The sequence below is a fragment of the Paraburkholderia heleia NBRC 101817 genome (assembly GCF_000739775.1).
Lineage (GTDB): Bacteria > Pseudomonadota > Gammaproteobacteria > Burkholderiales > Burkholderiaceae > Paraburkholderia > Paraburkholderia heleia.
In genome coordinates, this window is sequence record NZ_BBJH01000024.1 from 13,854 (window position 1) to 26,931 (window position 13,078).

The window sequence follows — 13,078 nt, forward strand, 5'->3', positions numbered from 1 at the left end:
AGAAGTGACGAACAAGCGGCACCCGAGGCCGCCATGAAACCTCAGGCGATCTTGCACTCCGTCTTGTCGAGCGGAAGGAACGACTGCCCCGAACTGACGATGTCCACGTAGTCGTCGGCGTTCTTCATTGCCGACTTCTTCTTGCCCTTCAGAAGATAGTAGTTCTTGAGCACCTGGTGATCGCCCTTGCGAATTTCCTCAGGGCCCGTCAAACCGGCATATTTCATGCCTTCGAGCGCCGCAATGACCTTCTTCGGGTCGGCGCTGCCCGCCTTCACCATGCCGTCGAGCAGGATTTTCGAGCAGATGTACGAGCCCGCGAGGCTGTAGTTCGGGTTCGCCTTGAAGGCCGCCTGGGTGCGCTGCACGAGGTCGTGATTGAGCGGCGTGTCGATGCCGTGCCAGTACTGCGCACCGAAGTACACGCCGTCACACAGATCCGCGCCGAGCGCCTCGAACTGTTCGAGACCCGAAGCCCATGCCATCAGGATCGTGCAGTTGTTCTTCATGCCGAAACTCACGGCCTGGCGCAGCGTATCGGAGGACTGCGAGCCGAAGTTGAGAATGAGCAGCACGTCGGGCCTCGCCGCCACAGCGTTCGTCAGATAGCCGCTGAATTCCTTTTCGGTGAGCGAGTGGTAGCTGTTGCCCACGTGTTCGATGCCCTTCTCCTTGAACACGTTCTTCGCGGCGGTGAGCAACCCCTCGCCGAACACGTATTGCGGCGTGATCGTGTACCAGCGTTTGGCCTTCGGCTGCATCTGGATGAGCGGGCGCACGGTCTGCTCGATCGCGCCGAACGTCGGCACCGACCAGCGGAACGTCGCCGCGTTGCAGTCCTTGCCCGTGATTTCGTCGGCGCCGGCCGTGGTGATGAACACGCCACCGCTCTTGTCGACTTCCTTGCCCATGGCGAGCGCTTCGGACGACAGCACGCCGCCGGCAAAGAAGCGCACGCCCTTCTGCTGCTCGATCTCCTGCACGCGACGCACGGCCGTAGCGGGCTTGCCCTCGGTATCGAGCGTGGTGTAGTCGAGCGGCAAGCCGAGCACCTTGCCATACTGCTTGACCGCGAGCTGCATGCCGAGATCGGCGTACTTGCCGTTGGCCGCGAACGGCCCCGACATCGGCACGGGGCAGGCCAGCTGCACGCCCGACGCGCCCTGCGCGAAGGCCCGTGAGGACGAAAGGACGCTCAACGCGCCCGGCAAGGCCGACAGCGCGGCCAGTTTCAACAGTTCTCGGCGATTCAAGTTGAGGCTCCTTGTGGGGAAACACACACGAACGACGCGACACACTGCAAAACCGTACCGGCGCATACGAGGCGGCCCGCGAGACGGTGTATTCTATTTATCATGATAAATAGAATGAACCCGATGCTAGGTATAATTAATTTCAGTGTCAATCCGTCAAAAACCTCGTCTGCCTCGCCGCGCCTGCCCATGAAAGACGGCTCGGACAGCACGAAACAACCTCAAGCAGGGAGTCGCGAAGATGGTCACGAACCAGGCCAGATCGGGGACCGCCGTCGAAATCAAGCAGCCCAAGCGCGGCGATCTCGTCGCCGAGGAGATCAAGCGCCTCATTACCGAGAAGGACCTGAAACCGGGCGACCGGCTGCCGCGCGAGGCCGAGCTGCAGCAGCTCTACTCGGTCAGCAAGAGCACGATCCGCGAGGCGCTCAAGTCGCTCGAGGTGCAAGGTCTCATCAAGGTGTCCACGGGGCCGAGCGGCGGCGGCATGGTGGTGGAAGTGCCGCTCGACCGCACGCTGCAATTGCTGCAGAACTATCTGTTCTTCAAGGATGTTTCGATCGATGACATCTATACCGTGCGCCAGCAGCTCGAACCCGAACTCGCCGCAGGCGCCGTGCCGCATCTCACCGAAGCGGACTTCGCCGCGCTCGAAGCGAATATCGAGTGCTGCGACGGTGCGAGCGGGCCCCATGATCGCGGCCACCTCGTGCGTCAGCGCCAGGAGGACATGACCTTTCACGACATCCTGGCGGCCGCGAATCCCAATCCGTTCCTGCGCTTCATCTGCGAGCTCATCAACGAAATGATCCGTCAGCTGATCGAGTTCAGGAACGACACGCCCATTGCGGAACACCGCCGCTTTGGCGCCTCCAACGTCAAGATCCACCGCGAGATTGTCAAGGCCGCGCGCGAGCGCGACGTCGAGCGTGTGCGCGCGCTGATGGTCGAGCACATGATGGAGGCCCCCAAACATGTCAAGCGAATGAAAGGCAAGCTGCGCGGACGGCTGATTCTCGATTCGGAGATTCGCAAACGCGTGCGCATGATCACGGGTACCCGCGCAGCGAACGACAAGGAGGAGTGAGCCGCCGCCACCGGACCTGGCGGGTACGGCTGTCATTGCCCAGACTGGAACGAGTCCGTGCGCCGACACGGCCGGCACGAAGCTTCCCTGTTTTTACACAGTGGGGATATCGACGGAATTCGAATGGGGGCGCGGCCGCTCCCTCAATTCCCACAAGCATGAATCAAAAATTGCTGCATCGCTCTCGCCGGATCGCTGAGCACCGCTCCAGGATGCCACAACATGCCCGCTTCCATCTGCGGAATCGCATCCTCGATGGCGCAGGCGTCGATGCGCTTACCCTCCAGCGACCACGGCCTGAATACCATATCCGAAAGAATCGTCACGCCGAAGCCATGCGCCACGAGCCCGCGCAGCGCCTCCATCGAACTCGTGCGAAACGCGATATTCGGCGCAACGCGCCGCCTTTTCCAGTAGCGCAGCGTCGAAGCCTCGCCCTCGTCCACCGTGAGCTGGATATAGGGATAACGCGCGATGTCGCGCAGCGTGACGGCGCCCATCTGCGCGAGCGGATGCGTCGGCGCGGCCCACAACTGGCGGCGCGAACGCATCAGCACGTGGTGGCCGAAGCGCGCGCGCCGCTCCACGTTGGAAAGCAGCGCCACGCCGAGATCCACCTCGCCCGCGAGCACTGCCTCCTCGATGGCCGGCCGGTCCAAATCGTGCAGATCGATTTCGATCTCGGGATAGGTCGCACGAAAGCGCGCAAGCAGTTCCGGCAGGAAATAGCCGAGCAGCGTATAGGAGGCGGCCATGCGCACCGTACCGCGCAGGCTGTGCGCGCGAAACGGCGCCTTGTGCAGCGCGTCGCGCACCGACTCCAGCACGTGCCGTGCGTGATTGAGGAAGTCCTGCCCGTCGGGCGTCAGTTCCACGCCCTGGGGCAAGCGCACGAAAAGCCGCGTGCCGAGCGCCTCCTCGAGCGCGAGCACCGCATTGGTGATCGCCGACTGCGAGACATGCTCGGCTGCCGCCGCCATCGAAAACTGCCCGTTCTGCGCCGCCGCCACGAAGTAGCGGAACTGCCGCAAGGTCACGTCCTTGGCCATGTGTTTTTCGAATATCGAGAGTCGATCGTTCCGATTCTACGATACGCGGCCCTCGACGTCCCCGCGGCGCTCGTGTCCATGCACAATAGACTAGAGAAAACTTTCAATAGAATTGGAAAACGCCGAGGCACGCCGGCCAATAGACTAGAGAAATAGAAAGGACTCTTCGTTGTCGACCAGCCCGCCACCATCGGCGCATTACCGGTGGCCGTCGCTCGCGATGAAGGCGTTCTGGTTGCCTATCTGCCCGGGCTGGCGATGCGCCGCATTGCCGACCTGCATGCCGGTGAAGCCAAGACCGACGCCCGCGACGCCGCAATCATTGCCGAGGCCGCCCGTTCGATGCCGCATACACTACGTTCGCTTCGGTTGGCTGATGAACCGCTCGCCGAGCTGACCATGCTGTGTGGTTTCGACGACGATCTCGCCGCTCAGATTACCCAGACCAGCAACCGTATTCGCGGCCTGCTCACCCAGATCCATCCCGCGCTTGAGCGAGTTCTCGGACCACGACTGGATCACCCCGCAGTGCTCGATTTGCTCGAGCGCTACCGTTCATGCCGATACGAATTCTACATAGACGGCTCATGGAGATCCTTGCCTTGAATCCGGCAGCCAGCGGCTCGTCTACCCGCCGTTCCCGCTGCCAGGCAACGTCAAGCGCCTGCGGCGAGATAGTCCGCCAGCCGCGTCATCATCGCGTCACAGCGCGCCATCTGCTCGAGCGTGACGTACTCGTCCGGCTTATGCCCCTGGTCCATGCTGCCGGGCCCGCATACTACCGCCGGAATCCCGATCGCGTCGTACAGGCCGCCTTCCGTGCCGAAGGCGACGGTACCGAAGTACTGGCCGTCGTGCGACGCGCCGCTCAGCTCCGCAAGCAGCCGCGCCGCCTCGCTCGACGGGTCGGTCGCGAGGCCCGGATACGCGTTGAGCGCTTCGAAGCGGATGTCGGTGTCCACCTGCACCGCGCGCATCTGCGGCAATAGCGTTTCGTTCGCGTACGCTTCGAGCCGCGTCGCCACGCTTGTGATGTCGAAGTCCGGCACCGCGCGCACTTCGAAATCGAAGTCGCATTCGGCAGGCACGATGTTCAACGCGCGGCCGCCGCGAATCACCCCGACCTGCACCGTCGAAAATGGCGGATCGAAACGCGCGTCGCGGCGCGCGGGTTGCGCCAACTCCGCGCCGATCTCTTCGAGCTTGCCGATCAAACGCGCGGCGTACTGAATCGCGTTGACGCCATAGGGCGCGTACGCGGAATGGCACGCGGCGCCGCGCACGCAGCAGCGCACAGCCATCTTGCCTTTGTGCCCGAGCACCGGCTGCATCTGCGTGGGCTCACCGATCACGCAGACACCCGGCCTGACGCTCCGCTTTTGCAACTCCGCTAGCAAAGGCCGCACGCCGACGCAACCGATTTCCTCGTCGTACGAGAACGCCAGGTGAACCGGGACTGTGAGTTTTCGTTCGACGAACGATGGCACCGCGGCGAGCACCGAGGCCAGAAAGCCTTTCATGTCGGCCGCGCCGCGTCCATACAGCCGGCCGTCTTTCTCGGTCATCTCGAACGGTGCGACGCTCCATGCCTGACCGTCGACCGGCACGACGTCCGTGTGGCCCGACAGCACGACGCCGCCATCGATCATGGGCCCGATCGTCGCGAACAGGTTGGCCTTGGTGCGCGCGTCGTTGTAGAACAGTTCACTCGCGACGCCGAGCTCATGCAGATAGTCCCGAATGAACTCGATCAGTTGCAGATTTGAGTCCCGGCTGACGGTCGCAAAACCGATCAGTCGGGCAAGCAGATCGGTGCTCGAACGCTGGTTCATCGCGTGCCCTTGCAAAGATGAAACAGATTAGACACGTACCGCTCAGCGCTTCTCATACGCGACATACACGCGTTGCAGCGCAATGTGATCGGCGATGTACTTCGCGTCATGCCAGCATCCGTAGATGAACGACGACGCACGGTTGGTCAACTCCGGCAGCCCGAGGAAGTAGATACCGGTTTCCGCCGAAATGCCGCGTTTGTGAAACGGTGCACCGTTCGCGTCGAACGCATCGACCTGCAGCCAGCTGAAGTCGAACTTGAAACCAGTCGCCCAGATGATCGTCTTGATGCCGGTCTTCGCCAGATCGAGCTGCAGGATCGGGCTGCGCACGCAGGCCGGATCGTCAAGCAGCTTCCACGCGTCGGGCTCCTCGGGCAGATCGAGATCGTTGCGCGTGACGTATGCATCCGCTTCGCGCAGCACGTCGAAATACGCTTCGTCGCCGGCCTTGATGTTCGCAGCGAGATCGTTTTCGATTTCCAGCACGCCGTTCGCATAGCCCTTGGTCAGACCCAGCACGGTGATGCCTTGATGCGCGAGGCGGCGGAAGTCCACCGTCTTGCCGCCGTCATAACCGCTGACCGCGAACGCGACATGCTTCTTCTTCGAATTGGTCTTGATCTCGTCCCACTTGCCGAGTACGCCGAGCCACCACACGTAGTCGCGCTCACGGTACGCGCGCGGTGGCCGGTAGTGCTCGCCGATCGAGAGGTACACGGTCTTGCCGCATGCGCGCAGTTCTTCGGCGATCTGCGAGCCTGACGCGCCGCCGCCTACCACCAGCACCGCGCCGTCGGCGAGCTGGCCCGGGTTCTTGTACGCGGACGAATGAAACTGCTGGATGCCGGCAGCGTCGGGGACGATCTTCGGGTAGTCGGGGACCTGGAACGGCCCCGTCGCGGCCACCACGCGCTGTGCTTCGATCACGCCTTCCGAGGTCGTGACGGTGAAGCCCGGCCGCTTCTCGCAGCGCTTCACCTGCTTGACCTCGACGCCGGTCCGCACCGGTGCCTCGATCATCGCCGCGTAGTCTTCGAAGTACTTCGCCATGCGCTCTTTCGGCGGGAAAACATCAGGACCGATGTCGTCGAATTCGAGGTTCGGAAAGCGGTCGTGCCATGCCGGACCGTTAGCGACGAGCGAATCCCAACGCTGGGAGCGCCACGCCTCGGCCACGCGCTTGCGTTCGAGCACCAGGTGCGGAACCTTCATATCAGAAAGGTGCTCGCTCATCGCAATGCCGGACTGCCCCGCGCCGATCACCAGCGTATCGATTTGTTCAACAGACATGTTTGATCCTGAAAGAAGGACTGGTTGTGTGTGCTTCGTTGGAGGGGAAGTGTGCTGAAGAGCGTTGCCGCTGATAACCAGCATTTTCGAAGGCGGGGCTTCGGAAAAACCTAAGCGGTTCGCGCTGCCTGTGCGCAGAGCGGATTGCCTCCGTTTTTCCGACGTGTGCCCTCAAGATTCGCAAACGCCGCGCGTTTCCTTTTCTCGTATCCTTTGACACAACGCATTCGCCGACATCACATCCATGAAACTCGTAGCTTCAGCCGCCCACAGTCAAGCCAACGCGTCGCCATCGAGCGCGCCGGTAGCCGTCAGCATGGATCGCGTCGTTGCGAAGTATCGCGAGAGCACGATCCTGCACGACCTGTCGCTGAAGATCGCCCAAGGGGAGTTCCTCACGCTGCTGGGTCCGTCCGGTTGCGGCAAGACGACCTTGCTGAATCTGATTGCCGGCTTCACGCAGGCCGATCAGGGAGAGATCTTCATCGACGGCAAGCTGGTGACCGATCTGCCGCCGCATCAGCGCGAGATCGGCATCGTGTTTCAGAACTACGCGCTGTTTCCGCACATGGACGTGGCGCGTAATATCGGTTACGGGCTGAAGATGCGCGGCGTGCCGGCTGCCGAGATCGCGCAACGCGTCGATGCCGCGATGCAGCTCGTGAAGCTCGGCGGCCTTGGGCACCGCAAACCGCGCGAGCTCTCGGGGGGACAGCAACAACGCGTCGCGCTGGCGCGCGCGCTGGTGATCAAACCGAAGGTGTTGCTGCTCGACGAACCGTTCTCCGCGCTCGACAAGAGCCTGCGCGGCGCGATGCAGGTCGAGATTCGCGAGATTCAGCGCGAACTCGGTGTGACCACCGTGTTCGTCACGCACGACCAGGGCGAAGCCCTCAGCATGTCGGACCGCATCGCGGTAATGTCGCGCGGACGCATCTGCCAGATCGCGACCCCCGACGAAATCTACCGACGCCCGACCGACCCGTTCGTTGCGTCGTTCCTCGGCGATGTCAACATCCTCCCCTCGCATTTCCACGGCGAAGACGCGACGCATCTGCATCTGCGGGTCGGCGCGGGGCTCGTCAGCATCGAGCGTGAACGGCTGGTCGGCGGACAACACGCCGGCGGCCGCATGGACATCTACGTGCGCCCCGAACACATCCGTTTCGAGCCACTCGGCGCCGACTCGGTGCTTTCCGGCACCGTCGTCAATCACGTGTTCCAGGGCGATCACGTCGATACCTATATCGATGCGAACATCGCCGTCGACGGCGCGCAACGGATCATGGTGCGCACCGCGGGCCTCGAGTCGATCGAGCGCTTTCCGATCGGCACCGTCACCGCGCTCGCGCTGCCGCCGCGCAACATGACAGTGTTTCCCGAAGCGACCGCCTGAATTTGCGCTCGACTTCGCGCTCGATTTTGCGCTTGTCCCCGCTTGAGCTTTAACCCGATCAGAGCAATGACGATACCCACTTCCATGCAGGCCATCGTGGCGCGTGAACCGGGCGGCCCCGACGTGCTGACGCTCGTGGAGCGCGCCGTTCCCGAACCGGGTCCGGGCCAGGTGTTGCTGCGCGTGCTGGCCGCCGGCGTCAACCGACCCGACATCATGCAGCGCGAAGGCCGCGCGAAACCGGCCCGCGGCGCTACCGACGTGCTCGGTCTCGAAGCGTGCGGCGAAGTCGTCGCGTGCGGCGCCGGTGTCGAACGCTTCGCGCCCGGCTCCCGAGTGATGGCGCTGCTGCCGGGCGGCGGCTACGCGCCGTGGTGCGTCGCGCTCGCCGAGCATTGCTTGCCGGTGCACGCGTCGCTCGACGATGCACAAGCCGGTGCACTGCCCGAAGGTCTCTTCACCGTCTGGCACAACCTGTTCGAACTCGGCGGGCTGAAACTCGGCGAGACCGTGCTGATTCACGGCGCGGCGGGCGGTATCGGCACGCTCGCGCTGCGCCTCGCGCATGCGGCGGGCGCGATCGCGATCGCCACCGCCGGCCGCGACGACCGGCTTGACGCGCTGCGCGCGATGGGCGCCGCAGTCGCGCTCAATTACCGCGATACCGATTTCGGTGCCGCTTGCCGCGAGGCCACCGGCGGCCGCGGTGCGGACGTCGTGCTCGACATGGTCGGCGGCGACTACGTGCGGCGCAATCTCGACGCGCTCGCCTTCGGCGGACGTCATGTCAGCCTGTCGTTCCTGCAGGGCTCGCAAGTCGAAGTCGAACTTCTGACGCTGATGCAAAAGCAGTTGAGCCTGCATTCGTCGACGCTGCGTCCGCAGTCCGACGCCGAGAAGACACGCATGGCGCGTGCAATCGAACGACATGTGCTGCCGCTTGTCGCCACTGGCCGCGTCGGGCCCCGCCTGCACCGAAGCCTGCCGCTTGCGCAGGCCGCCGACGCGCACCGGCTTCTGGAGAGCGGCGACGTGTTCGGCAAACTGGTGCTCGTCCCATGAGCGCGCTGCAACTGCTGTTTGCGCCGACCTCGCCGTATGTGCGCAAAGTGATGGTCGGCGCGCATCTGCTCGGACTGGCCGAACGCATCGCATTGCTGCCGAGCGCCGCCAATCCGATCCAGCGCGACGGCCGGATTGCGCTTCACAATCCGCTCGCCAAGGTGCCGACGCTGATCGTCGCCGGCGGCCACGCGCTGTACGACAGCCGCGTGATCTGCGAATACCTCGACAGTCTGCGGCCCGAGTACGGGCTGTTTCCCGCCAGCGGCGCGGTGCGCTGGCAGGCGCTGGGCCGCCAGGCGCTTGGCGACGGGCTGCTCGACGCGGCCCTGCTCGCGCGTTACGAATACACCGCGCGGCCCGCCGACAAACAATGGGAAGACTGGCGCGCCGCGCAGCTCATGAAGGTGCGCGCGTGCGTCGCGGCAATCGAAGCCGAAGCGGGCACGCTCGCGACAGAGCAGTTGACGATCGGCGAAGTCGCGATTGGCTGCGCGCTCGGGTATCTCGACTTCCGCTTTCCGGAGTTCGCGTGGCGAGACACACATCCCGCAAGCGCGCGCTGGTTCGCGCAGGTGCAGTCGCTCGCGGCGATGCAAGCCACCCTTCCCTACGAATCCTGAGCCTCACATGACTGACTCGACGACGTCTTCATCGCCCCCGCAAACGGTCTGGTTTCTGAACGGACCGAACGCGAATCTGTACGGACTCGATGCGAACAAGGTGTACGGCAGCGACAGCTTCCCCACACTTAAGGCCCGCTGCGACGCGAAGGCCGCGTCGCTCGGTTTGACGCTGCATTTCGTGCAGTCGAACTGGGAGGGACAACTGGTCGACTGGATCCAGGAAGCGCGCGGCTGCGCGAGTGGGATCATCATCAATGCCGCGGGGCTCACATACTCATCGGTACCTATTCTCGATGCGCTGCTGTCGTTTCCGGGCAAGATCATCGAAGTCCACATGAGCAACATCTGGCGGCGCGAGAGCTTCCGGCATCACTCGTATATTTCGAAAGCCGCCGACGGCGTGATCGCCGGTCTGGGCGGCGACGGCTACGAGTTCGCAATCGAAGCGATGTCGCGGCTGATTCGACGATGAGCGCTGCCAACACTTCCGCCTCGTCCGGCACACTCGTCTTCTACAGCGAGTTCGACGACTTCGACACCTGGAAACGCGCGCTGCTGGCACAGTTGCCAAACCTGCGCGTGCTGCGCGCCGACGACATCGCCGATCCCGCAGAGATCGACTTCGCACTGGTCTGGAAACCGCCGGCCGGCTTCTTCGCGCGGATGACACGCCTGAAGCTGATTGTGATCCTCGGCGCCGGCGCCGATTCGCTGGCCTCGCGCGACGACCTGCCCGCCCACGTGCCGATCACGCGAATCAGCGACCCGAACATGGCGCGCATGATGGCGGGCTATGTGTTGTTCGCAACGCTGCGCCACGCGCGCGACATTCCGTTTTTCGAAGCCGCGCAGCGGCGCGGCGAGTGGGCGTACAAGCATCCGCGCAATCCCGAGGACGTGCGCGTCGCGGTGCTGGGCCTCGGCGAACTGGGCGCGCTCGCCGCGAGCGAATTGCGGCGGCAGGGGCTGACGGTGCTCGGCTGGTCGCGCAACCCGAAGCAGATCGACGGCGTAGCGTGCTACGCGGGACTCGATGCGCTCGGCAGCGTGCTCGCACAAGCCGACATTGTCGTCGTGATGCTGCCTTTGACCTCCGCGACGCGCGGATTGCTGGACCGCGCGCGGCTCGAAGGCCTGCGCCCGGGTGCGGCGCTCGTCAATGTGTCGCGCGGCTCGATCGTCGATCAGCGCGCGTTGACCGAGCTGTTGCGGACGGGGCACATCGGCTCAGCGACGCTCGATGTGTTCGAACGCGAGCCGCTGCCGCCGCATGACCCGTTGTGGTCGATGCCGAATGTGCTGATTACGCCACATCTGGCGTCGGTTGCGATACCGGCGTCGGCTGCACGGCAGATCGCAGACAATCTGCTGAATGTGACACGCGGCGGCGATCTGGCGAACCGCGTGGATATGGCGCGCGAGTATTAGAGAGTCAAGCAGATGTTCAGGCGCGCAGGGCCCGCGCAAAGCGGGCCTGAGCATAGGTCTGCGCAAGCCCCTTCCCGATCGCACTCAACCGCTCACGCGATGCGTCGCGAGCAACTCCGTGGTGAGTCCAGCGAGATCGGTGCTACCCAGCAAACGCATACACGTTTGCAGTTCCTTATGCAGCATCGTCAATACGTCGCTGGCGCCGACTTCGCCCTCGGCCGCCAATCCATACAGCGGCGCGCGACCCAGTAGCACGCCGCGCGCACCGAGCGCAACGGCCTTCGCGATGTCGCTGCCGCGCCGCACGCCGCCATCGACGAACACCTCCGCCGCGCCCGCTTCGCTGACCGTTTCAGCGAGCAGATCCAACGGGCTGCGTGCGCCGTCGAGCTGTCTGCCGCCGTGATTCGACAGCACCACGCCATCCACTTCGTGCCTGAACGCGAGCCGCGCATCGGCCGCGCTTTGCACGCCCTTCACCAGAATCTTGCCGTGCCAATGCCGGCGCAGCCACGCGAGATCCTGCCAGCTCAAGCCCTGATCCATCCGATGCGTGCGCGTGCCCATGCGGTCTTTGACGCCGGCCGCGAGCAGCGCGCTGCGCGACAGGTTCACGAGTCTCGGCTGACCGTGCACGCCGACCGTCGCAAGCCAGCGCGGATGCGTGACCAGCTCCCATATCAGCCGCGGCGTCCAGCGCACCGGCATCGCGAAACCGGTGCGCGCGTAATCGTCGCGTTGACCGAGGACCGGCGTGTCGACCGTCAGCAGCAAGGTCGAGAACTGGGCGTCGCGAGCGCGCGCCATCAGGTTCTCCGCGATGCGCCGGTCCTGCTGCACATAGAGCTGCAGCCACAGCTCGCCGTCGCTCACGCCGCGTACGTCTTCGAGCAGACTCGTCGACGCACTCGACAACGCAAACGGCAAGCCGGCCGCATGGGCCGCGCGCGCGAGCGCTTCTTCCGCGCGACGGCGGAAGATCCCGTTGATGCCGGTCGGCCCGACCACGGCCGGCCACGCGGCGGGCCGCCCCGCGAGCGTCGTGCGCGTATCGACGTTCGACACGTCGCGCAGCACGCGCGCGTCGAACGCGAGCGCTTCGAACGCGGCGCGATTGCGCCGCAACGTGATTTCGTTTTCGGCGCCGCCCTCCAGATACGCATACGCGAAGCGCGGCAGGAAGCGTCGCGCGGCGCGCCGGTAGTCGGCGACGTTCGCGTAGATCACCGGCTCTCCTCGATGTTGAGGATCTTGCCGAGGCCGAGGAAGTAGTTGGCGAACGCGAGCAGACTCGCGGTCACGACGATATACACGACCGACAGCGCGGCCAATGTCGGGTCGGCGAACTCGCGCACGTAGTTGTACATCGTGACCGGCAGCGTCTGGGTGTCTTCCGTGGTGATGAATAGCGACGCAGTGAACTCGTTGAACGACAGGATCGCCGCGAACAACCAGCCGCCGAACAGGCCCGGCGCGAGCAACGGCACGACAACCGTGAACAGCACTTTCACTGGCGGTGCACCGAGACTGGCGGCCGCGTGTTCAAGCCGCTCGTCGAGATTTTCCATCGACACGTACACACTGCGCAGCACGAACGGCAACACCAGAATCACGTGACACAACACGAGAATCGCATAGCCGCGATCCACGCCGATTTGTGCGACGAGGATCAGCAAGCCGAGGCCGATCGTGAACTGCGGAACGACCATCGGCATCCCGAGGATGGCCTGCAACGTGTCCTTGCCCTTGAAGTCGAGCCGCTTGACCGTGATCGCGACACCCGCGCCGACCACCAGCGCGATCAGTGACGCCCAGAACGTGACGATCAGACTCGAGCGCAGCCCCGCCTGGAAGTCCGCATACGTAAGCACCCGCGTGAACCAGTGCAGCGACCACTGCTGCGGCGGAAACGCGAGAATCGCCTTGTCGTTGAACGCGGCCAGCGTGACGACCACCACCGGCAACAACAGGAACGCAAGGATCAGGCAGATCGCCGCCGGACCGGCGATGCGCAGCGACAGTGGCAAGCTGGGTTTGATCTTCTTCATG

General features: G+C 64.2%; 12 protein-coding genes and 1 pseudogene. 7 read left to right on the plus strand and 6 right to left on the minus strand.

What is annotated here, in order from left to right:
• Positions 1-41 precede the first annotated feature (41 nt).
• Positions 42-1,253, minus strand: a complete 1,212-nt coding sequence (locus BHE01S_RS20185; protein ID WP_042267076.1) for an ABC transporter substrate-binding protein — start codon at positions 1,251-1,253, stop codon at positions 42-44.
• Positions 1,254-1,494: 241 nt separating this feature from the next.
• Between BHE01S_RS20185 and BHE01S_RS20190 the strand changes: the two genes are divergently transcribed.
• Positions 1,495-2,340 (plus strand): FadR/GntR family transcriptional regulator, encoded by an 846-nt coding sequence (locus BHE01S_RS20190; RefSeq protein WP_042267079.1) that lies wholly within the window; start codon positions 1,495-1,497, stop codon positions 2,338-2,340.
• Positions 2,341-2,483: 143 nt separating this feature from the next.
• Here BHE01S_RS20190 and BHE01S_RS20195 read toward each other — a convergent pair whose 3' ends face one another.
• A complete protein-coding gene (locus BHE01S_RS20195; RefSeq protein ID WP_042267080.1) occupies positions 2,484-3,389 on the minus strand; it encodes a LysR family transcriptional regulator in 906 nt (301 codons plus the stop codon).
• 162 nt (positions 3,390-3,551) lie between these two features.
• On the opposite strand from BHE01S_RS20195, the pseudogene BHE01S_RS36910 reads away from it, so the two are divergent.
• A pseudogene (locus BHE01S_RS36910) lies at positions 3,552-3,947 on the plus strand (IS110 family transposase); the annotation flags it as partial.
• 98 nt (positions 3,948-4,045) lie between these two features.
• On the opposite strand, the gene argE reads toward BHE01S_RS36910, so the two are convergent.
• Together argE and BHE01S_RS20205 are read right to left on the minus strand one after the other, a co-directional pair.
• The gene (gene argE, locus BHE01S_RS20200) at positions 4,046-5,221 is read right to left on the minus strand and encodes an acetylornithine deacetylase (RefSeq protein WP_042267082.1); all 1,176 of its coding nucleotides are present in this window, start codon (positions 5,219-5,221) and stop codon (positions 4,046-4,048) included.
• Between the two features lie 42 nt (positions 5,222-5,263).
• Entirely contained in the window at positions 5,264-6,514 is a 1,251-nt protein-coding gene (locus BHE01S_RS20205) for a flavin-containing monooxygenase (protein WP_042267083.1), read from the minus strand.
• Positions 6,515-6,830: 316 nt separating this feature from the next.
• Here BHE01S_RS20205 and BHE01S_RS20210 point away from each other — a divergent pair, with 316 nt between their 5' ends.
• The 5 genes from BHE01S_RS20210 (at position 6,831) to BHE01S_RS20230 (ending at position 11,026) form a co-directional block, all read left to right on the plus strand.
• Complete coding sequence (locus BHE01S_RS20210) at positions 6,831-7,910, plus strand: ABC transporter ATP-binding protein (protein ID WP_245639794.1); 1,080 nt, start codon at positions 6,831-6,833, stop codon at positions 7,908-7,910.
• 66 nt (positions 7,911-7,976) lie between these two features.
• Positions 7,977-8,972 (plus strand): NAD(P)H-quinone oxidoreductase, encoded by a 996-nt coding sequence (locus tag BHE01S_RS20215; RefSeq protein ID WP_245639795.1) that lies wholly within the window; start codon positions 7,977-7,979, stop codon positions 8,970-8,972.
• 5 nt (positions 8,973-8,977) lie between these two features.
• Positions 8,978-9,595, plus strand: coding sequence for a glutathione S-transferase (locus BHE01S_RS20220; protein ID WP_042267260.1), 618 nt, complete (start codon positions 8,978-8,980; stop codon positions 9,593-9,595).
• A gap of 7 nt (positions 9,596-9,602) precedes the next feature.
• Complete coding sequence (locus BHE01S_RS20225; RefSeq protein ID WP_042267088.1) at positions 9,603-10,070, plus strand: type II 3-dehydroquinate dehydratase; 468 nt, start codon at positions 9,603-9,605, stop codon at positions 10,068-10,070.
• The gene (locus tag BHE01S_RS20230; RefSeq protein WP_042267090.1) at positions 10,067-11,026 is read left to right on the plus strand and encodes a 2-hydroxyacid dehydrogenase; all 960 of its coding nucleotides are present in this window, start codon (positions 10,067-10,069) and stop codon (positions 11,024-11,026) included. Before BHE01S_RS20225 ends, BHE01S_RS20230 begins: the two co-directional genes overlap by 4 nt.
• A gap of 84 nt (positions 11,027-11,110) precedes the next feature.
• Here BHE01S_RS20230 and BHE01S_RS20235 read toward each other — a convergent pair whose 3' ends face one another.
• Both BHE01S_RS20235 and BHE01S_RS20240 read right to left on the minus strand, forming a co-directional pair.
• On the minus strand, positions 11,111-12,256 hold the full coding sequence (locus BHE01S_RS20235) for an alpha-hydroxy acid oxidase (protein WP_084069047.1): 1,146 nt from the start codon (positions 12,254-12,256) through the stop codon (positions 11,111-11,113).
• Entirely contained in the window at positions 12,253-13,077 is an 825-nt protein-coding gene (locus BHE01S_RS20240) for an ABC transporter permease (protein WP_084069048.1), read from the minus strand. Before BHE01S_RS20240 ends, BHE01S_RS20235 begins: the two co-directional genes overlap by 4 nt.
• Between the last annotated feature and the right edge of the window lies 1 nt (position 13,078).

Bases quoted from the DNA above. Each gene is read 5' to 3' on its own strand.
- BHE01S_RS20190 (WP_042267079.1), top strand. From the start codon at position 1,495: ATGGTCACGAACCAGGCCAGATCGGGGACCGCCGTCGAAATCAAGCAG.
- BHE01S_RS20195 (WP_042267080.1), bottom strand. From the start codon at position 3,389: ATGGCCAAGGACGTGACCTTGCGGCAGTTCCGCTACTTCGTGGCGGCG.
- argE (WP_042267082.1), bottom strand. From the start codon at position 5,221: ATGAACCAGCGTTCGAGCACCGATCTGCTTGCCCGACTGATCGGTTTT.
- BHE01S_RS20205 (WP_042267083.1), bottom strand. From the start codon at position 6,514: ATGTCTGTTGAACAAATCGATACGCTGGTGATCGGCGCGGGGCAGTCC.
- BHE01S_RS20210 (WP_245639794.1), top strand. From the start codon at position 6,831: ATGGATCGCGTCGTTGCGAAGTATCGCGAGAGCACGATCCTGCACGAC.
- BHE01S_RS20215 (WP_245639795.1), top strand. From the start codon at position 7,977: ATGACGATACCCACTTCCATGCAGGCCATCGTGGCGCGTGAACCGGGC.
- BHE01S_RS20225 (WP_042267088.1), top strand. From the start codon at position 9,603: ATGACTGACTCGACGACGTCTTCATCGCCCCCGCAAACGGTCTGGTTT.
- BHE01S_RS20230 (WP_042267090.1), top strand. From the start codon at position 10,067: ATGAGCGCTGCCAACACTTCCGCCTCGTCCGGCACACTCGTCTTCTAC.
- BHE01S_RS20240 (WP_084069048.1), bottom strand. From the start codon at position 13,077: ATGAAGAAGATCAAACCCAGCTTGCCACTGTCGCTGCGCATCGCCGGT.